The sequence below is a fragment of the Arcicella sp. GW458-12-2-14-TSB2 genome (assembly GCF_059423785.1).
This window is the reverse complement of sequence record NZ_JBWKYN010000019.1, coordinates 1-23,753: the sequence shown is the minus strand read 5'-3', so window position 1 is coordinate 23,753 and position 23,753 is coordinate 1. Positions and strand designations below refer to the sequence as shown.

The 23,753-nt window shown below is 34.3% G+C and carries 19 protein-coding genes and 1 CRISPR repeat array; of the genes, 6 read left to right on the top strand and 13 right to left on the bottom strand.

What is annotated here, in order from left to right:
* The first annotated feature begins 11 nt into the window (after positions 1 to 11).
* Positions 12 to 1,007, top strand: coding sequence for a glycosyltransferase family 2 protein (locus tag AC07XN_RS04610; protein WP_494742194.1), 996 nt, complete (start codon positions 12 to 14; stop codon positions 1,005 to 1,007).
* Positions 1,008 to 1,080: 73 nt separating this feature from the next.
* On the opposite strand, the gene AC07XN_RS04605 is transcribed toward AC07XN_RS04610, so the two are convergent.
* Together AC07XN_RS04605 and AC07XN_RS04600 are read right to left on the bottom strand one after the other, a co-directional pair.
* On the bottom strand, positions 1,081 to 1,995 hold the full coding sequence (locus tag AC07XN_RS04605; protein ID WP_309916017.1) for an alpha/beta hydrolase: 915 nt from the start codon (positions 1,993 to 1,995) through the stop codon (positions 1,081 to 1,083).
* 37 nt (positions 1,996 to 2,032) lie between these two features.
* Positions 2,033 to 2,959 (bottom strand): EamA family transporter, encoded by a 927-nt coding sequence (locus AC07XN_RS04600; RefSeq protein ID WP_494742193.1) that lies wholly within the window; start codon positions 2,957 to 2,959, stop codon positions 2,033 to 2,035.
* A gap of 67 nt (positions 2,960 to 3,026) precedes the next feature.
* Between AC07XN_RS04600 and AC07XN_RS04595 the strand changes: the two genes are divergently transcribed.
* From AC07XN_RS04595 to AC07XN_RS04585, 3 genes are all read left to right on the top strand, one after another.
* Positions 3,027 to 5,075, top strand: coding sequence for a S9 family peptidase (locus AC07XN_RS04595; protein ID WP_494742192.1), 2,049 nt, complete (start codon positions 3,027 to 3,029; stop codon positions 5,073 to 5,075).
* Between the two features lie 56 nt (positions 5,076 to 5,131).
* On the top strand, positions 5,132 to 7,558 hold the full coding sequence (locus AC07XN_RS04590) for a zinc-dependent metalloprotease (protein ID WP_494742191.1): 2,427 nt from the start codon (positions 5,132 to 5,134) through the stop codon (positions 7,556 to 7,558).
* Between the two features lie 115 nt (positions 7,559 to 7,673).
* Positions 7,674 to 8,303 (top strand): Uma2 family endonuclease, encoded by a 630-nt coding sequence (locus AC07XN_RS04585; RefSeq protein WP_494742190.1) that lies wholly within the window; start codon positions 7,674 to 7,676, stop codon positions 8,301 to 8,303.
* 191 nt (positions 8,304 to 8,494) lie between these two features.
* On the opposite strand, the gene AC07XN_RS04580 is transcribed toward AC07XN_RS04585, so the two are convergent.
* Entirely contained in the window at positions 8,495 to 8,974 is a 480-nt protein-coding gene (locus AC07XN_RS04580; protein ID WP_494742189.1) for a hypothetical protein, read from the bottom strand.
* A gap of 349 nt (positions 8,975 to 9,323) precedes the next feature.
* Here AC07XN_RS04580 and AC07XN_RS04575 point away from each other — a divergent pair, with 349 nt between their 5' ends.
* Both AC07XN_RS04575 and AC07XN_RS04570 read left to right on the top strand, forming a co-directional pair.
* The gene (locus AC07XN_RS04575) at positions 9,324 to 10,784 is read left to right on the top strand and encodes an APC family permease (RefSeq protein WP_309916003.1); all 1,461 of its coding nucleotides are present in this window, start codon (positions 9,324 to 9,326) and stop codon (positions 10,782 to 10,784) included.
* 122 nt (positions 10,785 to 10,906) lie between these two features.
* Complete coding sequence (locus AC07XN_RS04570) at positions 10,907 to 11,617, top strand: SDR family oxidoreductase (RefSeq protein ID WP_494742188.1); 711 nt, start codon at positions 10,907 to 10,909, stop codon at positions 11,615 to 11,617.
* A gap of 84 nt (positions 11,618 to 11,701) precedes the next feature.
* Here AC07XN_RS04570 and AC07XN_RS04565 read toward each other — a convergent pair whose 3' ends face one another.
* The 10 genes from AC07XN_RS04565 to cas6 form a co-directional block, all read right to left on the bottom strand.
* Positions 11,702 to 12,544 carry an SDR family NAD(P)-dependent oxidoreductase gene (locus AC07XN_RS04565; protein ID WP_494742187.1) on the bottom strand — a complete coding sequence of 281 codons (843 nt, stop codon included), beginning with the start codon at positions 12,542 to 12,544 and terminating at the stop codon, positions 11,702 to 11,704.
* 117 nt (positions 12,545 to 12,661) lie between these two features.
* Complete coding sequence (locus AC07XN_RS04560; protein ID WP_494742186.1) at positions 12,662 to 13,618, bottom strand: hypothetical protein; 957 nt, start codon at positions 13,616 to 13,618, stop codon at positions 12,662 to 12,664.
* A 166-nt stretch (positions 13,619 to 13,784) separates the two neighbouring features.
* Positions 13,785 to 15,647: a CRISPR direct-repeat array (repeat unit 29 nt; unit sequence ATTTCAATTCCACTTGGTACGATTAAAAG).
* A 310-nt stretch (positions 15,648 to 15,957) separates the two neighbouring features.
* Complete coding sequence (gene cas2 / locus AC07XN_RS04555; protein ID WP_494742185.1) at positions 15,958 to 16,113, bottom strand: CRISPR-associated endonuclease Cas2; 156 nt, start codon at positions 16,111 to 16,113, stop codon at positions 15,958 to 15,960.
* Positions 16,114 to 16,223: 110 nt separating this feature from the next.
* The gene (cas1b, locus tag AC07XN_RS04550; protein WP_494742184.1) at positions 16,224 to 17,228 is read right to left on the bottom strand and encodes a type I-B CRISPR-associated endonuclease Cas1b; all 1,005 of its coding nucleotides are present in this window, start codon (positions 17,226 to 17,228) and stop codon (positions 16,224 to 16,226) included.
* Positions 17,229 to 17,275: 47 nt separating this feature from the next.
* Entirely contained in the window at positions 17,276 to 17,806 is a 531-nt protein-coding gene (cas4, locus tag AC07XN_RS04545; protein ID WP_494742183.1) for a CRISPR-associated protein Cas4, read from the bottom strand.
* 71 nt (positions 17,807 to 17,877) lie between these two features.
* Positions 17,878 to 18,927 (bottom strand): CRISPR-associated protein Cas7, encoded by a 1,050-nt coding sequence (locus AC07XN_RS04540; protein ID WP_494742182.1) that lies wholly within the window; start codon positions 18,925 to 18,927, stop codon positions 17,878 to 17,880.
* 19 nt (positions 18,928 to 18,946) lie between these two features.
* Positions 18,947 to 20,269 carry a hypothetical protein gene (locus tag AC07XN_RS04535; protein ID WP_494742181.1) on the bottom strand — a complete coding sequence of 441 codons (1,323 nt, stop codon included), beginning with the start codon at positions 20,267 to 20,269 and terminating at the stop codon, positions 18,947 to 18,949.
* On the bottom strand, positions 20,266 to 22,422 hold the full coding sequence (gene cas3 / locus AC07XN_RS04530) for a CRISPR-associated helicase Cas3' (RefSeq protein WP_494742180.1): 2,157 nt from the start codon (positions 22,420 to 22,422) through the stop codon (positions 20,266 to 20,268). Before cas3 ends, AC07XN_RS04535 begins: the two co-directional genes overlap by 4 nt.
* Positions 22,422 to 22,991, bottom strand: a complete 570-nt coding sequence (locus tag AC07XN_RS04525) for a hypothetical protein (protein WP_494742179.1) — start codon at positions 22,989 to 22,991, stop codon at positions 22,422 to 22,424. The genes cas3 and AC07XN_RS04525 overlap by 1 nt, the downstream gene beginning before the upstream one ends.
* A 20-nt stretch (positions 22,992 to 23,011) precedes the next feature.
* Positions 23,012 to 23,668, bottom strand: coding sequence for a CRISPR-associated endoribonuclease Cas6 (cas6, locus tag AC07XN_RS04520; protein WP_494742178.1), 657 nt, complete (start codon positions 23,666 to 23,668; stop codon positions 23,012 to 23,014).
* Positions 23,669 to 23,753: the final 85 nt, after the last annotated feature.

The window sequence follows — 23,753 nt, the reverse complement described above, 5'->3', positions numbered from 1 at the left end:
CCCAGTATCGCATGGATGTTTCGGTTATCATTATTAATTACAAGTCAGCAGAATTAACAGTCAATTGCATAAGCTCTATTAAAAAATTTACACAGGATATTAGTTATGAAGTAGTAGTGGTAGATAATGATTCTCAGGACACTTCGGAAAGTATTATTAAATCTGTTCATCCAGAAATCGTTTGGGTTGCTAGTAAATATAATTCGGGCTTTTCAAGAGGGAATAACCAAGGAATGGCCGTTGCTCAAGGTGATTATTTTTTATTATTAAATGCAGATACGCTCTTATTCGATAATGCTATATTTAAAGCTTGGCAATTGCTTAAATCTCAACCAGAAATATCTGTTATTGGCGGAATTCAGGTTACGGCTGATTTAGTAAAAATGCCTTATTTCAGGAATAGGAATGAGTTTTTGAAATTCTTGATTATTACCCCTAATTCATTTAACAAATATTTAGATAAACTATTTCCCGAACCTCAATTTCAAGACCCTAATCAATCAGAATTATGTTGTGGAGCTTTTATGCTAATTGCTCGCAAAACAGTAGAAAAAGTAGGCAAAATGGATGAAGATTTCTTTATGTATGCCGAAGATTTCGAATGGGCTGGTAGGCTAAGAAAAGCAGGGAAAATATGTTGTTCAGAAGACATTAAATTTATTCACCTCGAAAAAGATTCTCCTTTTAGAAGAACTAATATTTCGCCTATCAACCGATTTGGCACACAAATGCAAGTTTCTAATTTATTGTGGATTCGGAAAGAATATGGTATAGGCTTTTATCTCTTCCTTATTTTCCATTATGTAAGTCTGGCTATTTTCTTTTATGTATGGAAAATATCCGTGAATATTTCTAAGCTTAGGAATCCATTTTTTGAATTGAGAAGTCAAAAAATATTTGCTTTAAAAACATTAGTCTTTCTAAAGTTTTTCTGGAAGACTATCTTCAAAATAAAAGGCTTTTATAAAATTAAGCCCAGCGATAATATTGATTTAATATTTCGCTAGGCTAGTTTTAAATGATATTTTCAGCCGTGAACTCAAACAGAATAATGCTAAAGTTTACGGCTGATTACTAAAGCTATTTGCTAAGTAAACCCAACGAATCCATCCAGTTTTTCACATTATCCATCCATTTTTCTTTGGTGGTTTTATTGTTCAAACCAAATCCGTGGCCACCTTTAGGATAAATTACTAATTCAGCCAATACCCCATTTTTTTGTAAGCCTTGATAAAATTCTAAGGAATTTCTTACAGGCACTGCTGTATCATCACCAGCGTGTACTAAAAAAGTAGGAGGCGTTTCGGCAGTAACATGCAATTCATTTGAATATTCATCAATCAAAGCTTGGTCAGGCGTTTTACCAATTAAATTGATTCTTGAACCTGCATGACCAAAGTCTTTAAAAGTAATAACAGGATAACCCAAAATCATAAAATCGGGACGAACAGAAACTTCGCTCGTCACCTCTCCTACTTGTTTATTAAAATGTGTTCCTGCCGTTGAAGCCAAGTGTCCGCCCGCTGAAAAACCCATTATGCCTATTTTACTAGGATTAATACCATACTTGGCTGCATCTTTACGAACGGTTCTTAAGGCTTGTTGGGCATCTTGTAAGGGAGCAATTGATTTATCAACCTGAGCATCACTATTAGGCAATCTATATTTTAATACAAAAGCTGTTACACCCATTTTATTAAAAACACTCGCCACATCTGACCCTTCGTGACTTGCAGCTAAAATAGCATAACCACCACCCGGACAAATAATTACGGCAGTACCATTTGCTTTGTCGGCATCAGCAGGATAGACAGTTAAGGTAGGAACGGTTACTTCTGAAATTCTAAGCACACCGTTTTTATCAGTAACAGATTTTTGGGTATTAGGTACTTGTTTCGCATTCGGAACACCATCTGGATACAATGGCATTTCTTGTTGTGCTTGAGCGTACTTCATGCAGCATAAAAAAGAAAATGTTAAAATGATTTTTTTCATACGATTGGTTTTGAAAGGTAAAAATTTGAGAATGATGTTATGTATTTTTTGTAATAGCTTTGTTTTTGGCTGTAGTAATCAAAATCACAGCTGTAATAATGATACCCCCTGCCAAAAGCATCAATGGATGTAGGCTTTCGCCTGCAAACAATGAACCCAATACCATGGCTACTAACGGATTGACATACGTATAGGTAGCAACCAAGGTTGGAGAAGTAACTTTTGATAACCAGTTAAAAATTAGAAAAGCCAAAGTAGATCCAAAAACTACTAAATAAATAAAAGATAAATATGCTTTGGGTTGGATATTGGTAATATCAAAATGACTAAATTCTCCTAGTCCTAAGCTGATAATCAAGGAAATAATCCCCCCCGTCATCATCTGCATTCCCGAAATCTGGGAAGCGTGATAATTAAATATTTTTGCTTTTTTGACGATTACCACACCGATATTCCAAGCTGAAGTAGCCAAGAACAGGAATAAAACGCCTAATCCATAATATTGTTCAAAACCTTTTAGGGCTAATGTTTTCAAACTCATCAAGATTCCTACACCAATAATACCCAACAATGCCCCAGCAATTACTTTTGGTTTTGGTTTTTCATGATTGAATACCCAAAGTAAAGAAACCAGCATAACAGGTCCCAAGGCTGAAAACAAGGCTGAGTAGCTTGAAGGCATCCATTTGGCAGCTATGGTGAATAATCCATTACCAAAGCATAGCATCAAAAAGCCAGTAAATAAGCAAGTGACCAACATTTTACGCGAAGGCTTCTGATACTTTTTACTAACGATAGAAAAAAGAAAAAGTATAGTGCCCGCTATTAGATTTCTAAAACCAGAGGCCATCATTGATGGAACGGTTTCAACAACAAACCGCAACGCTAGATAAGTAGAACCCCAAACCAAGTAAAGCGTAATTAGCCCTGCCCAAATTTTAAGTGGTTGATTTTGATTATTCATGACACAAAATTGGCGTTTTTTTACGATATTTAAACTGTAAAAACAAACTATTCATCAATCAACCTCCATGAAAAAAAATGTCATTATTTTACTTTTACTTTCTCTGAGTACATTTGCTCAAAAAAATAGTAGTTTAAAATTTGAAGATTACCTGTCTTTACGAAATGTAGCGAATCCTGTTATTTCACCGGATGGAAAAAATGTTGTTTTTTCGGTTACAACAGCAGACTGGAAAGAGAATAATTATGACACAGAGTTGTGGTTATCTAAAAACAAGCAAACGCCTTTTCAATTAACCAGAACAGTAAAAGGAAGTAGTGTTGCAGCTAGTTGGTCGCCTGATAGTAAATGGATTGCTTTTTTAGCAGACAGAGGGGATAAAAATCAAATTTATGTCATCAGAGCTGACGGTGGAGAAGCCCAACAAATAACCAAGGAAGACGAAGGAATCAATAGCTTTAGTTGGTCGCCAGATGGTAAAACCTTGGCGATTTCAATCACTGAAAAAGATTCAAAAAGCTTGAAATCAAAAAAAGAACGCTATGGGGGCTTTGAGGTAGATGATGAAGAATTTAAGCTTACACACTTATGGTTGGTAGATTTTTCAACAGATTTGTTTCCGTCGCCTAACGAAAAGCCTTGCTATGATTCAAAAGATTCGACTAAAACTTGTATTACCCTACCTAAACCTCGCAGATTAACCCAAGGCGATTTTACGGTTACTTATTTCAAGTGGTCGCCAGATGGTACTAAGATTGCTTTCACACATCAACCTAATCCGCTCATTCAATCAAGTACTTATGCCGATGTTTCTTATTTAGACGTTTTATCTAAGAAGAGTACACTATTAGTTAACAATGCAGGAGGTGATTTTTTCGAAGCTTGGTCACAAGATTCAAAAAGTATTTTATATACTACTTCACTGAATGATACAACTTCAAATTATTATAAAAATCCTAAAACTTTCAGCATTGATTTAGTCTCAAAAAAGACGAAACAATGGGTGAGTGATTTTGATGAAGATATTAATATATTAGAGTGGACGAATGAGGGCATGTATTTTACAGCTTCGCAAAGGACAAAAATGAAATTGTTTCTGGCGGATAATATCACAGGAAAAGTAAAAGAAATTCAGGCTAAATTTGATTTGATTGCTAGTCCAAGTTTTTCAAAAGATGCTAAACAAGTTGCCTTTTTAGGGAGAAATTATGATAGCCTTTTTGATATACAAATTGGTGAAATAGCTGATTTGAAGTTTACAGCGATAACCAATATGAATGCTCAGATTGCTAGTTGGCAAACGGCTAGTAGTGAAGTAATAAAATGGAAAAGTAAAGACGGGGCAGAGATTGAGGGTGTTTTGCATAAACCCAAAAATTATGACCCAACCAAGAAATATCCTTTATTAGTATTGATTCATGGCGGACCAACGGGCGTTGATGTACCTACACCAACACCAGGTGGAAGCGTTTACCCTATCTTGCAATTTCTGGAAAAAGGCGCTTTAGTACTTCGCCCGAATTATCGAGGTTCAGCTGGATATGGTGAAGCTTTTCGTTCTTTGAATGTTAGAAATTTGGGGGTTGGCGATATGTGGGATGTGATGTCAGGTGTTGATTATTTGAAAAGCAAAGGGATTGTTGATACCACTCGGATGGGTTCAATGGGCTGGAGTCAGGGTGGATACATTTCAGCATTTTTGACGACGAATACCAATGTATTTAAAGCTATTTCAGTAGGTGCAGGCATTTCAAATTGGGTAACGTACTATGTCAGTACAGACATTCACCCTTTTACAAGACAGTATTTACAGTCAACTCCTTGGAGTGATAAAGATGTCTATTTAAAGACCTCTCCGATGACCAATATCAATCATGCTAGTACACCGACACTTATTCAGCATGGAGAATTAGATAGAAGAGTTCCTATTGCTAATGCCTACGAATTATTGCAAGGTCTTCAAGACAAGGGTGTTCCTGCAAAACTAATCGTTTACAAAGGTTTTGGACATGGGATTACTAAACCCAAAGAACGCCTAGCGGCGATGTGGCATAACTGGATTTGGTTTAACAAATACATTTGGAAAGAGGTAGAAGAAATGCCTTTGGATAAATAAAAGCTTTTATATTATTTACTCACTTAATTTAATTTTCATCAACTTATTACAATTCAATGAAAAAACTATTTTCCCTCATTTTATTATTAATTTTCTTTCAAGGCTTTGCGCAGAAGTTGCCCACAATTGCTGAAAAAACTGCTTCCTTCAAAAAATATGAAGGCTTTATGAACTACTGGTGGGATGAAGACAATGGCAAAATCTGGCTAGAAGTCGCTAATCTCAATCAAGAATTTCTCTACATTACTTCACTTCCTGCGGGTTTGGGTTCAAATGATATTGGACTAGACCGTGGCCTGTTAGGTGATGAAAAAGTGGTATTTTTCAATAAAGTAGGCAGAAAGATTTTATTAATTCAGCCCAATTTAAAGTATCGTGCTATCACAAACGATGCCAATGAGAAACGTGCAGTTATGCAATCTTTCGCACAGTCTACTATTGCAGGTTTTACCGTTGAAGCCGAAGAAAATGGCAAATATTTGGTAGACATCACCGACTTGCTAATGCAGGATGCCATGGGTGTAACCGACCGTATTAAGGGCATGGGCGAAGGTTCTTATTCATTAGATAAATCTCGTTCAGCCATGTATTTTGAACGTACTAAAAATTTCCCACAAAACTCTGAATTTGAAGTAAGCCTAACCTTTACTGGTGGAAGTGACGCAGGAAGATTTGTAAGATCGGTTACCCCTTCGTCGGATGCTATCACTTTAAGAATGCATCATGGGTTTGTACAATTACCAGATAATCAATTTGAGAAAAGAGAATTCGACCCACGTTCAAGCTTTAATGCTATTTCGTATTTTGACTATTCGACTCCAGTAAGCGAACCTGTTGAGAAATACTATACCGTAAGACATCGTCTAAAGAAAAAAGACCCTAATGCTAAGGTATCTGAAGCGGTAAAACCCATTATTTATTATTTAGACAATGGTACTCCAGAACCTATTCGTTCGGCTTTGATGGAAGGTACGTCTTGGTGGAATCAGGCTTTTGAAGCAGCTGGTTATAAAAATGCTTTTCAAGTAAAACTTTTGCCAGATGATGCCGACCCAATGGATGTTCGTTACAATGTAATCAACTGGGTACATCGCTCAACGCGTGGTTGGTCGTATGGTGCTTCAGTGATTGACCCACGTACTGGCGAAATTCTGAAAGGGCATGTTACTTTAGGTTCTTTGCGTGTTCGTCAGGATTACCTCATTGCGCAAGGCTTACTTTCCCCTTTTGAAAATGGCAAAAAATTAGACCCTGAAAAAGATCCGATGCTGAAAATGGCTTTGGCTCGTCTTAGACAATTGGCTGCCCATGAAGTGGGTCATACGTTAGGTATTATGCACAACTATTCAGCAAGTACGAATGAAAGGGCTTCGGTAATGGATTATCCGCATCCACGAGTAACCTTGAATGCCAAAGGAGATGTTGATATGTCTGATGCTTACGCAGTGGGTATTGGTGCGTGGGATAAAGCTTCTATTGCTTTTGGTTACCAAGATTTCCCTAAAGGAACTGATGAAAAAGCGGGGTTAAACAAGATTCTGCAAGAAGCTAGAAATAAAGGTTTATTGTTTTTAACGGACCAAGATGCTCGCCCAGCAGGTGCGGTAAGTCCGAATGCTCATTTATGGGATGAAGGTAAAGACCCTATTGAAGGGTTGACAACACTATTGAAAGTAAGAGAAAAAGCGTTAAGTAATTTTGGCGAAAAGACCATTCGTGAAGGAGTGCCAATGGCCTTTTTAGAAGATGCTTTAGTACCAGTTTACAACTTACATCGTTATCAAATAGAAGCTGTTGCTAAAATTGTAGGTGGGGTTGATTATCGTTATGCATTGCGTGGCGACGGACAAACACCAACGATTTTGGTTTCAAAAGAAACACAACAAAAAGCATTGACAGCGGCAATTAAATGTTTAAGTCCAGAAGTATTAACACTTTCAGAAAACATTATCAAATTGATTCCTCCTCGTCCAGCGGGATATAATGCATCAAGAGAATTGTTTAAAAAGAGAACTGGTTTAGCATTTGACGCTTTAGCAGCAGCGGAATCTGCGGCAGATTTTCCTTTGCAGTTCTTATTACATCCAGAACGCGCTTCAAGAATGGTAGAATATGCATCTCGTGGTGAAGGCTTGACTTTGGATGATTTAACGAGTCAATTAATAGAAGCAACATTTAAAGCCCCACGTCAGAAAGGGTTAGCCCTTGAAGTACAGTATCAAACAGAGCAAATTTTGTTGACACACTTATTGGCTTTGAGCGTAAACGAAAAAGCTAACTATCAAGCCAAAGCCTTGGTTGCTAAAAGTTTAAAAGACTTAAAAGCATATATTGAAGAAAGCAAAAAAACAGTAAAAGACTCAGGTTATTTAGCTCATTTAGATTATGCGTTAGAACGTATGAAAAGCCCATCGGCTGCCAAAATAGCTGTTCATAAAGAGTTACCTCCGGGTGCACCGATTGGTTGTGAAGATGAATTTTAAGAAGGCATATAACCAGCTTAGTCAACTTTTAAAAAGTTGACTAAGCTATTGTCCGATTGATGTCAGCAGTAATACGAGTAATAATTTTCATTATATTTGATTAAAAATAAAGGTTATGGTAGTCGCTAAAAATATCAAAGAAACCATCTTGTCTGAGCTTAACACGCAGCAGTTGGTTCGAATTCCAGCCTCAGAGGAAGAATATTTCTCTGTCGTAGCGGATTTGCCTTTTAAAATAGAATATCATGAAAATGAGATTATCACAATGGGATTAGCATCATACTGGCACGAAAAAATAACGGCTACTTTTATAGGGTTACTTTTTCAATTATTTAATCTTAAAAAAGATGATTATGATATTCTTGGAAGCAATTCAGGTGTTCAAATTCCTAAATTTGAAGGTGGATATTATATGCCTGATGTGATGGTTGTAAAGGGAAGTCCTATTTTTAAAGCAAATTCTCGTACAATCATTACGAATCCTTATATTATTGTAGAAGTACTTTCGCCAGCCACCAAAGCCTTTGATTTATCAGAAAAACTCTCTGAATATAAATTACTCAGTAGTCTTCAACAGGTGATTTACATCAATCCTGAGAAAGTAACTGTATCAACTTTTATTCGTTCTGATAATCCAAACACTTGGATAAATCAAGACTTTTATAGTCTAGAAGATTCAATAACTGTAGAAGGGAATAGTATTTTGGTATCAGATATTTATCATAAAATTAAGTTTGAGGGTTAGTCCTTTAGCTTATCTATTAGTTTTGTCAACTTATAATAAGTTGACAAAACTCTTTAAAATAATTCCTCCCTGCGAGATGCAGGAGCAAAACATCACATGACAATCCCATCCTGCAATGTCCTGTAGTAAATCGATAAAAAATAATACCCGCCACTGGCAGTAGATTTACCTAAGACTAATTTGAGCGATAATTATTGTTTTATAAAGTTAAAGTCGCAATTTATCTCTTCGTAATTTATTCCAGGGGGTAGGAATAGACTTTTTTTCGATATATAGTTTTCTATACTTCCATTTATTTGGGGAAATTTTAAATGAACCCAATATGCAACAGCAATGTCCTCAGCCATTTTTCTCGCTTCATTATATTTGTGGCGTGTAAGGTACTCTTTCAAAGAGGTACAATTCGGGCATTGTGCTTCCAAATCCCATTTTTTTATTATATAGTTTTGTAAACAAATCATTGAAGGTGCTATCATAGCACACATGGGATCATATTCAGATATAGTTTTTTTAGCTTCTTCATTAACCACTGAATCTAAATGTAACATACAATTGTCAACAATGGATAAAGACTGTTTCGTTTGTTTTTTAAGTGAATTGTTTGTTTTCTTTTGTGCTAATGCTTCAAATGTAAAAACACACAGAAAAATGTAAATAAAAGTAATTTTCATATTTATTAGATTTTAAAATTGCTGACAAGAGTATATAAATGCCATAAACGTGATTACTTTAAAGCTTATTTCTTGCATCTATTTATCTAATTTTAAAATAGATGCAAGAACACCCTGCAAATAGTTTAATCTTGTCAACATTTCAAAACTTCAATCAAAAAATCTCAAATAAATTTATTGAGAGGTAATTTATGCCTTGCTGGGCGTACCACTTGTATTAGGTTCTCCTACTACCCCCAAGAAAAAAGAGCGTCTCGCTCGAAGTGGGAAATTCAGTTTTATCAAATTTTGAAATCAGGCTTCATTTCGTTAAGTTTGTTTATCAACCAAACTAACCCAAAGTCCTTCAATGGAAAAAAACACTTCCCCTACTTCATCACAAGAACTTAAAAAAGAACTCAGCCTAATTGATGCCACCATGATTGTGATTGGCTCAATGATTGGTTCTGGTATTTTTATTGTTTCAGCAGACGTTACTCGTAACCTTGGCTCACCTGGTTATTTATTATTGGCTTGGATTATTACTGGTATCATTACCTTAATTTCAGCACTCTCCTATGGCGAATTGGCAGGTATGATGCCCAACGCTGGCGGTCAATACGTTTATTTAAGAGAAGCCTATAATTCATTAACGGGTTTCTTGTTTGGCTGGACAACCTTTTTAGTCATCGAGACTGGAACTATTGCAGCAGTAGCTGTGGCTTTTGCCAAATATACAGGTGTATTATTGCCACAATACATCGGCACTGAACATAAGTTCCTATTCTTTGATACGCAACAACTCCTTGCCATTGCCCTAATTCTTCTACTTACTTTCATTAATATTCAAGGTGTAAAAAATGCCAAATTGGTACAATTAATCTTTACTGTTACCAAAATTGGGGCATTGTTGGGCTTGGCAGTGGTAGGAATCATTGTAGGCTCCGACCCTAAAAAAGGAATGTGGGCAATCAATTCAATTGACTTCTGGAGTCCTGTGAAAATCATTTGGGAAAATGGAAAAATCATGGACTATGAATATTTGTCGGGTATAGGTTTATGGTCGGCAATGGGCTTAGCTTTGATTGGTCCTTTGTTTTCTTCATCAGCTTGGAACAATGTTACTTATACGGCGGGAGAAATGAAAAATCCTAAACGTGATATTCCACTAAGTTTATTGTACGGTACTTTAACAGTTAGTGCTTTATATATTTTAGCCAATGTTGCTTATTTGATGCTTTTGCCTGTACAAGGACATCCAAATGCGACAGATACCCTTTCAAGAGGAATTATGTTTGCGAGCAACGACCGCGTAGGAACGGCAGCGGCCGAAATGATTTTTGGTAATCCTGCGACTATCATTATGGCAGTTTTTATCATGATTTCTACTTTTGGCTGTAATAATGGTATTATTTTATCAGGAGCCAGAGTATATTATGCCATGGCAAAAGATGGACTTTTCTTCAAAAAAGCAGGGGAATTAAATAGCAAAGGAGTTCCTGCCTTTTCGTTATTAATTCAATGTGGATGGGCTTGCTTGCTTTGTTTGACAGGAACTTATGGCGATTTATTAGATTATACCGTTTTTGCTATTCTAGTATTTTATATACTTACCATTGTAGGCGTATTTATCCTGCGTAAAAAACAACCAAATGCACCAAGACCTTACAAAGCTTTTGGTTATCCAGTAATTCCAGCTATTTATCTTTTATTTGCTACTGCACTTTGTGTTAATCTTCTGATTTACAAACCTGTTCCTTCTTGGGCAGGTGTTGGTATTGTAGCCTTGGGCATTCCAGTTTTTTATTTATGGAAAAAGAAAAAAGTTTAGTCGAACTTCAAGTTATCTCTTAATGTTACTCTAATGCGAATTGCCTTGTTCGTTTCATGTTAGGATGAAGAACAAGGCAATTCTTTTTCATAATTACTGAAACAAACTTATTTTTTAAATCAATGACAAACATTATCAAAACAGCTCTTATCACAGGAGGCTCAAAAGGAATAGGCTACGGCGTTGCAGAAGCCCTTATCAAAGCTGGCATTAAAGTAGCAATTACAAGTCGTACACAAAGCAGTGCCGACGAAGCAGCTACAGCATTGAATAAAATTAAAGAAGGCTTTGCAATTGGTATTGAATCGGATGTAAGAAATTTAGCTTCACAACAAAGTGCTGTTGATACCATTATTGCTACTTGGGGTAGACTTGATTATGTAATTGCCAATGCAGGGGTGGGTCACTTCGCTCCTATCCAAGACCTTACGGCTGAACAATGGCAAGAAACCATTGACATCAATTTAACGGGAACTTTCAATAGTATTAAGGCTTCTTACACCGCATTGAAAGAAACTCAAGGATATTTTATTACGATTTCTAGTTTGGCAGGTACCAACTTTTTTGCAAATGGTGGGGCATACAATGCTAGTAAATTTGGCGTAGTAGGTTTTTCTCAAGCCATTATGATGGATTTAAGAAAAGATGGCATTAAAGTTACCACTGTAATGCCGGGGTCAGTCGCTACACATTTTAACGGACATGTTCCTTCAGAAAAAGATGCGTGGAAGATTCAACCAGAAGATATTGGACAAATTGTAGCAGATTTAATCAAAATGCCTGCAAGAACGTTACCTAGTAAAATAGAGGTTCGTCCTACAATGCCAGCTTAATTTAATGGTGAGTTAGTGAATTGTGAATGAGTGATTATTTTTTTAGAACAAGCATCCTCTCAATTACAATTCACTAACACCAAACTAAATAAACGCCTTTGTTGCTTCTAAGCTTTTTTCCCAACACCATTCAATACTTTCTGGGGTAATGCCATTATTGAAGGTCGAAGCTGGTTTTGATTTTGTAAAATAATACCCATTTCTGAATCTTAAATCCTGAATATCTGTAGTAGCTAAATAGATAGAAGTAGCCGCACCTTTTTCGACAGAAATCATGAATGGACGAGCTAGCGCAAAACCTATTTTTAGTAAGCCATTCATATCGCTTCCAAAATTTGACTTTACTACTCCCGGATGCACACTATAAGCAGTAATTGAAGAATCTTTATAATACTTAGCTAGACCTTTAGTAAACAAAATATTGGCTAGTTTACCATCACCATAAGCACCCATATCCGATAATTTAGTATTATTTTTCTCGAAAAGACGCGTTACTTTTCCCAAAGCATGAGCCGCAGAAGAAAGATTAATCACCCTACTTTCTTTTGATTTCTTCAATAAATCAATCAAATTCATCGTCAATACAAAATGCCCTAAATGATTTGCCACAAAAGATTTTTCATATCCATCTTTTGTAAAAGAAATCCCCACGGGTGAATATCCAGCATTATTAATCAAACGGTCGATTATAGTATATTTTGTTTTAATCTCATCCGTAGCTTTTTTAACAGAAGCCAAATCCATTAAATCAGCAATAATGAAATTCATTTTAGTAGTAGGCGCAACTTTTAAAATCTCAGATTCAGTAGCCATTGCTTTCTCATGACTTCTAACTAGCAAAATCAATTCAAATTTTTCAATAGCCAAAGCCTTTGCTGTAGCCAATCCAATACCAGAATTTGCACCTGTAATTAAAGCTATTTGCATAATCTTTTTTGTTATAAAGGTTATAAATTAAACGAGCAATCATTTTTAAAACAGATGGCATGACTTAGGGAGCCATGCCATCTGTTTTAATTTCTTTGAAGATAACATTACTCCTCTTTAATTATAAACGAACTCTACTTGATAAAGTTGTTTTTGTTTTTTCTTTACAGGAGGAATCGTATTAATTTTTAAGGTAATAAAATCAGCATCTGTTGAAGAACTATAGTTAGCATCGGTATTAGTTTGTTCTGTCCAATTTCTAGTAAGCACTTGCAATTGCTTTTTTAATGTTTCAAAATAAGCCTTTGCATCAGCTTCATTCTCGCTTTCTAGCAAGATACTTTTATAATTAGCCGTTTGTCCCCCATTATCTTGAAAAATAAAAGCAGACTTCCCAGCTATCAATTCAAAAGATGTTTTAAAGCTTTCTAGTCCAGCACTTTTATCTTTCTTCTCCTCCTTTTTATCCTTTTTAATTTTTTCGCCAGTAATATTTTTAAAGTTCACCTTCTTTGATTTCTCAAGAGCTTTAAATTGATTAGCAAAATTTTGGTCTAGTCCAGCTTCTATGACCGAAGGTGTTGTTATCGTTTTGGTAATTTTATACTTCCCCGTTTGTCCAGCATCCATTGAAGTAGCCAGCAAAGTATATGTCCCAGTAACAGGCACAACATAATGGAATTTATTAATACTATTTCCATTAAAAGGTTGAGAATCATAGCTAAGCTCCTGTTTATCTTTAGCAGGTGTTTTCAAGCTAAGCATCACTCTAAAATTTGAAGAAGAATGTTCTAAAAAAAGCTCTTCACCCGCATGAAGCAATAATTTATAAGAATCATAAAAACGTTTTTCTCCATTTTGATTAGCTGTTAAATCCTTGCCAGTTAGACTAGCCTCGACAACATCATTTGCTTGTTGAGCACCCACCTTTAGAGGATTTTTATTAAGTAGCTCAGTAGAATCAATTTTTGAAACTTTAACAGGAGGAGCCTTCTTAGCAGTTTTTTTCTTTTGGGCTAAAGTAGTAAAACAAAAAGTTAGAGAGATAAAAAAAAATAACAACTTAGTTTTCATTTTATGGGAATTTTGTGATTTCACGCAAGAAGGCACAGAAAAGTAAAACATGCAAATTTTGAAGAGATTTTGAGTAAAATTATATCGTATAAAAGGCTTCTGTTATATCCTTAATACAATCAGAATTAAATCTCAGCCATAAAATAACGATTAAGTTTAATTACTTATTTTAATTCCACTTGGTACGATTAAAAGAGTACTGGATTGACGAGCTAGCGTACAGCCCGCACAATTTCAATTCCACTTGGTACGATTAAAAGGCTTAAATGTTCGCCTGTCTGTCTTGCTGCCTTCTGATTTCAATTCCACTTGGTACGATTAAAAGGTTTGAAGATTAGCAGAGTTAACGGGCGTTTTTGTCTATTTCAATTCCACTTGGTACGATTAAAAGAAGTATTACGAATGACAGCCCCGCCCGAACTATCAGATTTCAATTCCACTTGGTACGATTAAAAGCCACTTTGGAGCCTTATACTGGTAAGCTTGATAACGAATTTCAATTCCACTTGGTACGATTAAAAGAACGCCTGTGGCTGGTACTACTATCATTAAAGTGAAATTTCAATTCCACTTGGTACGATTAAAAGTTCACAAAACTTTATTTGAAAGAGATAAACGTTTTCTACATTTCAATTCCACTTGGTACGATTAAAAGGGTACTGGCTTTGACCAAAATGCAAAATATTCTTACACATTTCAATTCCACTTGGTACGATTAAAAGAATTACTATATAGAAGTAATTTAGTTTATATATTTCTATTTCAATTCCACTTGGTACGATTAAAAGAAAAATTAGCAAACAATGATACACGAACTTAAAACTATTTCAATTCCACTTGGTACGATTAAAAGAAGTTTTTCATAATAAAGTAATGTCTGTTGTAGAACATTTCAATTCCACTTGGTACGATTAAAAGATAACAACATTGAGTGAAATGTTTGTTAATCAAATAAATTTCAATTCCACTTGGTACGATTAAAAGAGTCGTAACCGTTAATTCCTAAATGTGTCGGGTGTGTGATTTCAATTCCACTTGGTACGATTAAAAGGAGAACCACTAAACAGGCAACACCAAGGGCAATTAAATTTCAATTCCACTTGGTACGATTAAAAGGACAGGCAAAACGCCAAAGGAATTTGGCGAACTTTTATTTCAATTCCACTTGGTACGATTAAAAGTGATATTCCCAATTGGGTGAAAAATTGCGGGAATTTTATTTCAATTCCACTTGGTACGATTAAAAGCTAATAGGTCATACAAAGGCACACCATTCTCAACAAATATTTCAATTCCACTTGGTACGATTAAAAGTATGGGATTCAACTATCAAGATGCCGGGTATAAATATTTCAATTCCACTTGGTACGATTAAAAGAGGGGGGATGACTTTATATATCCATACGATCCTAACACATTTCAATTCCACTTGGTACGATTAAAAGCCACGAATGGGCCCGTCAAGATAGTACCTACAACTTATTTCAATTCCACTTGGTACGATTAAAAGTATCAATTCAATTATGTGCTTCGTCCTTGGTTTTATCGATTTCAATTCCACTTGGTACGATTAAAAGTGAACCTTTTGAACAAGGTTTTCCGCAATTTCTTATTTCAATTCCACTTGGTACGATTAAAAGTTCTTTTGTGTCAAAGTAGTGAACTCCCCAAAAAAATTTCAATTCCACTTGGTACGATTAAAAGTCTTCTTGTGTGTATTCAATTTTTGTATCAACAATATTTCAATTCCACTTGGTACGATTAAAAGAGTTTCGATAGCGTTACCGATTCCACCAGTAACACGATTTCAATTCCACTTGGTACGATTAAAAGACAACTATAAACAAGATTCAACTGCAAAAGCAGAGAATTTCAATTCCACTTGGTACGATTAAAAGTGGCTGTGGTGAATTGGCTGCAATCATATCGATTGCCTATTTCAATTCCACTTGGTACGATTAAAAGTAAAATCTTTTCAGAGTTTTTGAGTGTGTACAAACATTTCAATTCCACTTGGTACGATTAAAAGCCGTTACAAAAACTGCTTATTTGGCTCAATTTAACACTTTTTTTATTCTAAAAAACACTTAAAAATCGTCAACCTAGAATGATATGATTTTAATGGGCTATCGACGACAATTGATAATCAACAACTTAGCTTATTTTTAGATATTTTTTCGAGTAGAATATGCTTGAAAATATCAGAGTTTTCTTCTTCGACGACTACGTTATTTACAAAAAGTTGTCAATGTTGCTTAATTCCTTCCCTACTATCTGTTTATCTAGCCACTTTTGGTCTCTACTTTTAAACAGAATTAAACTATCAAATTCTTCATTCATTATTTTTTTGCTCCTATCACTAGCTCTTTTAGCTTTACTTCGGTAATCTCTCCTTCAAAAACAGAATTTTGAATCCAATTTAAATATTTTCGGCAATGTTTCAACATTTTGCCTACTCGTCTTTCACCAATATCGTATACTAATATTACATACATAATTCGATAATTTATCTGTTAATTAAAAATGTTGGTGATATGTTAAAAGACTAGTATCTAGTAGTTTGTATGTACAAATATTACATAAAACTATTAGACTTTTTACTGCTTTACCAATTCATCTTAAAAGGTTTATATTCTTCCATTCCTAAAATGTGTTTACTCAATTTATAACATTCTAGTTTTACAAGGTGTTTATAACTTACTGACCGCCCAAGGTTTCTGTGTTTAAAAGTCTCTTTTAATTTTTCGTCAAAGGCTGCCATAAATGTCTTTCTAGCAGATTCTTTCATCACACAACGGTTCAATTCCTGTCTGAAATCGCTTGATTGAATTTGTTTCTTATTGAGCAAGCTAAAAATAGTTCTATCCACTAATATGGGTTTGAATATTTCTGCTAAATCTAATGCTAATGAATACCTCCTATAGCCGGGTTCATGTAAAAAACTTATTGTAGGATTTAACTGCGTATGATAAATTTGTCCTAAACAAACGGTATAACACATCATATTTCCAAATGAGATTAGGGTATTTATTTCATTATTAGGAGGCTGTTTAGTACGATTTCCCATCTGAAAATCATTGATTATTACATCAAATGCTTCATAATACGTTTGTCGTACATTTCCTTCTAATCCCATTAATTCATCTATCTGTGTAGTCTGAGGAATCTTTTCAATATATCCTTCTATTGCTTTTACTTGTCTTGCTACGTCCTTTTGTCGATTGTTATAATAGTTTAGATTTTTCAACATATTCATAGCTCCACCTAACACAAACTTTTGGGCAAGTATAATTCGCTTTTTATTAGCTAGGTAATATTTTGTTTGCTCTACCTGCATTTTACCAGCCAGTAAATACTCTTTGGGCATAAATGAACCTGTGTAATGTTCATAATAATCAAAGAAATGAACAGCTACTTGATTCTTTCCCAGAAAATTATACATGGCTGAATTGGCATCTAAAGAGCCAAAACAATAAAGATTATCTACTGTTTCGATAGGGATAAATCGGGGCTGACCTTCATTACCGTGCTCGTCTATAGGTTGAAATTTTAATGTATTGTCTTGTCTAGACAACCTTCCAGGGTTAAATAAATAATAGGGCTTTTTCATGATTGTAGATTTACTAACGGTAAGCTATATATTTTAATAATACATCTTTATTCTTCTCCACTCCAACAAAATTCAAAATAAGAGCAATTTTTACATTTACTTTTTGGCAACGCAGGTGGACACATTTCTTGGTTAATAATCTCATCTACCTTTTCTACCCAACGTTCTACATTTCGCATATCATCTTCCAACAATTCAACTTTTTCAGTTTGCCTTAACTTGGGGTATTCAATCAATCCATAATTAGCTGCTATTCCATTCTTTCGCAATAGATATAAATAAAACTGTACCTGTGCAACATGAGCCATCTCTTTAGCACTAGATTTCTTTATTTCATGAACAACACCAGTTTTAGCTTCATAAAAATCTATTTTTGCATTACAGGTTATCCCATTAATCTCTGTAGAAATAGCTACCTCTTGATTTCGTTCAGCTCTTTGCGGATAACTCTCCTCCCCGATTTGCTTTCCCTCAATTACTAACTCTGAAGTATGCTCCATCGTGATATTATTTGAAAAAAGCCATACTTTTCGATGACATACCTGCAAGTAGTTTAAATGTGTAGCAGTAATATTCATAGTGTGTAAAAGTTTTATTGAGTTGGTATGTAGGGACATAATAGTATAACGTCCCTACAAATATCTATTATCTATTGATTTTCATAATCAAAATCAGATAATAGTTTAACTAAATGTTCTTCTGCTTTTTCGAGAGCATCAACTGACTCCCCCTTTGTATGTACAAACCCTCCTGCTTGCAGACTTATAAATGTATCGACACCTTTTAATGATTCATCAATAATGGGGTCAGCTTTTTCAGAGTTTTCTTCTGATAATTTCGCTCTAATGCTTCCAGCAATCTTATTGGCATTATCACTAATCGAAATTGCTAATGTATCCATTAAGCTGAATGTTCTTGATTGATTAGACGTGATTTTCCAATCTATAATAGCTTTTGCCAGTCCTTTTATCCATTCTTGTCTCAATTCTTTGGGAGCAACCAAACAAACACCAAATACATTTTTTGATTCTATCCAGCCTTCTCCTTTCAATTTTTCAATAGTCGATTCAGCCATTTCAGGCTCAAAAGAGTTTATAGTTACAGAAAATAAACGTCGTAAATCAATAGCAATATCAGAAACAAATAACCCTGATGCCCTATTTGCTGGTTTAATCCATTTTCTACTAAGACTTCTATCTTTACCTTCTAGAAAAGCTACAATTTTGTCTTCACTCAATTCATTACCATTTTCATCCCTAACGATTACTTGATTATTAGGTCTATCACTTCTATCAAATGAGGCATTTTCTTTAGAGGATCCAGCCAATAGAGGATGTAAAGCTCTCATAGCAGAAATAGAAAGAGGGCTTCTTCTTTTTAATGTTCTTTCTTTTCCACCCTTGCCAGCCTTCATCCATCCTCCAAATAATTGGTCTGCATAAGTAGGGTCACAAGTACCATAAACTTCTCCCTCTTCTAATTCACTCTTTTTATTAATATCGAAAAGAAAAGTAGTAGGTGATGGTGCTTGATTAATGACTTCACAAAGAGAGTCAATCAACGATCTTTTTATTTGTTGACCACTTGAAAAAGGTATATACTTTCCAAATTGAACATCATAATATGTTTTTTGTCCATCAGCAACACAAAATACAGTATGTTCAGCTCTTTTTAAAGTTCTAATATAAATCGTTGTCATTTTTTTGTAGGTTATATAGTTATGATTTTTTTTCAAGAAATGCGTAATCAAATTTTAATAAAGAATTAAAATAGCTAAATTCTTCATTTGTCATCAAATGTATATCATCTTTCAACTTCTTTATTCTCTCCAAATCAGTTTTATCCAAATCTTTAATAACCATAGTTAAGGCATCAATAAACCCCCGTTTAGATTTAGATGTAAATAGCTCTTTGTTAATTAAATTAGGTCTTTCTGTCCCTTTAGACCCATTTCTATACCTTAAAATAGTCTCCGCTAGTTCAAGTGTATAATCTGTGATTTCTTCTTTGTTTTTTGATAACATAGCTACTAACCAAGTTTTATATGCGTAATAATTAAGAGTATCTTCTTCTTTTTTAAAAGAGAGGTTTTTATCCTCTCCCATATATTTTGTTATACCATCAGGCCTAAGAGCCTGCAAACCAATACTTCCTAATTCACAAGCACGTTTGATGTGCATTCCAAAAAGGCTTTCGAAGTCATCAGCTTTAATAGAGTGTTCTCCAAACAATTGAGCATAAATACTATTAATTTTACGTCCTGATTTTAGGTAAAAAGGAATAAAACCAATCGTTTTATTGGTTTGTCCAAATCCATAAACGTAACCTGTCAATTCTCCATTAGGATATAGTTGTGAAAGACTGAAAAATAATTGAGACCAGTTTACAGTATTTACCTCAACCAGTGTAGCACTAATTTCAAATATCTTTTTATTGGTTAATTCAGTAAAATCAAAGTCTGCTCTAAATCGTCCGACTCTTTTATCTAAAGAATAAGTCAACCATTGTCCATTCCAAGTATTTATTTGATTTCCTCTCAGTTTATCTAATCCATCATCTTCTAAATACTTTCGATAAACCTTCCATCCTTCAAATGTATTGAGTGTAATTTCAGCATCATTGAAAAGTATTGAAAAACCACCCGCTACACCTATTCCTAAACCACTACCAATCCACGACAAATAAATATCATCGCTTGTGGTAGGAATCAACACATCACTTACCAAGCCTGAAGTACTAGCATATCCTTTGGATTCTGAAGCAGGAAAGCCAAGAGCAAAACTTGCATCAGGCTCTTCGTTTTCAGCTTTTTCAAATAAGTTTTCAAGCTTTTCTTTGCGTTCATCAATGGTTAATGAATGAGGTTTCTGTCCCGTTTTCATTTGTACAAAAGGTGAGTTTGTTACCCATTGCATGTATTTAGCATGATTATAAAAAATCTCAAAATAAATCTCCTCAAAGAATTCTTTTGGAGATTTATTAGCTTTATATTTTTTATTATATGCCTCTAGAAATGTTCTACCAACTAAAGTTGTTATCATAAAAATTGATATTTAGCGTCCAAATTTTCTTCCTTTATTCTTTTTATATCTAAACCTTTATCTAAATCGTAAGCCAAATCTGGAACAATAAAGGGTTTATTTCCTTTCTGAGATTGAAACATTTTGGCAACTGAAAAATATCTTACAGGAATTTCTAATTCCAACCTTCGTTCAAAATTTGCATTTTCATACTCTTCTTGGTCACATTCACGAATACAAGTAACTGAATCTATTTCAAGTAATTCAAATAAAATGGACTTCCCTCGATGAGTAAGTTTATCAATTGTAATTTTTCCATCTAACTTAAATACAGCGTGTTCTTCTATGTGTAAAAAATTAATTTCAGTAAACACTGCATCAATTTTTTCTTGAAGTTCTCTTTCTTGTAATATTTCATTGTCAGGAAGTACGTCAAATGTTCTTTTTAAAATATTCAAGTCATAAGGTTTTGCTTCTTTTTCCGATTCTGGTGGAGCTATTACATATACATCTTTAATATTTCCTATATTATCGAGGGTACGTTTTCGATTAATTCTTCCAAACCGCTGAATTAGAGCATCTAAAGGAGCTGTTTCAGTAATCATTATATCAAAGCTTATATCTAAACTTACTTCAACAATCTGTGTTGATACTACGATACAAGCCTCTGTTGAAGTATTGTATTCACCAACTGGATTACCTGATAAATCTAAACCTAAAAGTTGGCGTTCCTTCTCATTTCTATCACATCTTCTAAATCTGCTATGCAATAGCAAGATTGGGATGTTATGATATATTTCTTTTAAATCTTCAAAAATCTTTTGTGCCTTGTCTACTTTATTAAGCACTATAAGTACTTTTTCTTTATTATTGATAGCTTTTGAAATAAGCTCTTGCGTATCAGAAAATGAATCTAGTTTATGAATACGATGTCTGTTAAATTTGTCTAGTTCTTTATTAGGCAAACTAACTTCTAATACATCATCTCCTAATAAACCAATAATCTTTTTGTATAAAATTGAGGGCATTGTAGCTGTTCCGATATGGATTCTACAATCAATCGTTTTTAGTATTTCAACCAATTTTAATACAATTGCCTGAGAAATACCTGTATAAGTATGTATTTCATCCAGAATAATATCACAACCCTTTAAATCTAAAAGCAATGATTCAAAACCTTTCATGCCAAAAGCAACTGCTGCTAATTGATGCGGTGTAAGTATTTTAATAGAAGAACCAAAAAGAGACTGCAATACACTTTCTTCTTCATCAGTTTTTCTCTTGACTACTATTGATGATGAATGTAGTACTCGTATATCAAGGTCAGGGTTTGCTTCAGCTAAATCATTCCCTACTCTCTTGTACATTGCATTAATTGATGCTTGAAATGGTAAAGTATAAAAAACTCTTTCTTTACATCTTTTAAAAAGGAAATCCGTTTTCCCAGCACCTGTACAAGCCACAACCATCGTATGTTTTTTTTCAGATAAATATTCATCCATTAATGATAATGGATACAATGGACTCGTTCTATTGAAAAAAGATAAGTTTGGTTTTTTAAAAGCTTTCAAAATATGTTTTTCTGTATCATTGATAACAGCAGAAGCAAAATGGTCTGCTCCCATCAAGAGCCCTCTCCACTCTGAATAACCTTTTTCAATCGTTTTATTCTCTATGTAGTTAATAACAGACTCAATCGAACTAATTGCCTGTTCCAAAGAAATAGCTGTTACATGAATTCCATAGGCATTTAATATTTTAATTGCATTTGAACTCCACTCATCCCATTTTCCTAAATGAAATTCTATGTAATTGGGGTCTCCTCTATCTTCCAAATCCAATAACCCTTTTCCCCCTACATCATCTCTTACAGACTTATGATGTCCAACTACCATCTCAATTAATGCAGGGTGTTCATCCACATGAAATGCGGAAAGAAAAAAGAGAGAACTTATCTCATGTCTGAATACTTTTTGGCTATTTGATTTTCCCAATAATCTTTTTTGAAAAAAAGGATGTGCTTTTCCTATATCATGAAGAATTGCTCCTTTGTATGCCAACTCTTCATCCATATTAAGATATTTTGCAAAAGCTTTTGAAGCTATTGCTACATGACACAGATGGTCTTCTAGTGAAGTCCATTCAGGTGCAGATTTTGCATATAATTTTTCCATTAATATTGTTTAACAGGTGTTCCAACTATCTTTAGCCAGCCATACATAGGCTCATTCATTACTCGATGATAGCCTACCATAAATGATTTTTCATTGTTTTCAAATATTAGCTCATAACCAGAAAACTTCTCTGTATCAGCCTCAAAATCTGTTTCATGAATCTCTTGAATTTCCTCGGGAAACAAAATATCTTCATTTCTACACAAACATATGTGTTGTCCAAAAGCTTCTTCAGCGTCATTTTTTGTTGAAAAAGCTAAATGCAAAACTGGTTCATGAAGAACACCTCGCAACAAGATAGCTTTAGGTCTTTCAAAAAGAAATTGCTTACCTTGCTTGGTAGAATTCCAGCCCCTTGTTTGAATAACTTCTTGCTGAGAACTTATTTGAGAATAAGATAAGCGATGTCCCATAATTTTTTTAATCCCATTTTCACCAAGTAATTCAGGAAATAGTTTCTTTTCAATCCCTTCAACAATAGAAGGAGTAAGGAACTGTTGAGAAAAAGTTTCACTATCTCTCACGGCAGTCCAAGGTTTTATAAACCCAAACATACCAGTATATTTCACTACATAAAGCATAATTAAATCTAATTTAAAGCTCCAAAACCTATACCTGTTGAATGACCTATCCCTACATTCCATGCAAAGCCAATTTGTTCAGATGTGCCTTGAACTATTACTGGACAAATATTAGCTTTGTTACCAATGTTACGATACTTCACCAATTTCATTTTTGCTTGTATATAAGTTCTATCAAAACAAACGTTTACACCTTCATTATTTAATCCTGCTTTAGCAAGTTTACTTTTAAGCACATTTGTTAGAACCTCATCTGCTTTTAGTTCAGAAAAAGACAGATGCTTTTGCTCTTTATCAACCAATTCTCTCACCAGCACAGGACTATTAACAGTAAAATTTTTCTCAGATTTGAACGCTGGGGTTTGTTCTAACACAATTTCTTGTACAACCATACCACAACATACTTCTGGTGAATTACGAATACCCGTTATAATTTTCTTGATTAATGATTCATCAAAGGCACTAATAAACCATGTTGTTCCATTAGGAAAATCCAACCCATTTTTATTACTCTTTCCTCCTTTTAGCCATGATAATGAATAGAGAGATAAATCATTATGAATATCATTTTCTCCAACCCATTTATGGAAAGCCCCTACTAAAAAAGGCAAATGATCAAAAGAGACAGGCTGTTTATTTCTTGTTAGTTTTAAGTGTATTCTCATAATGAGTTAGATTGTAATGTTATTGATTTCATTTCCAATATTACTAATTATTATATTATATAAAAAGTATTTATCCATATAAATG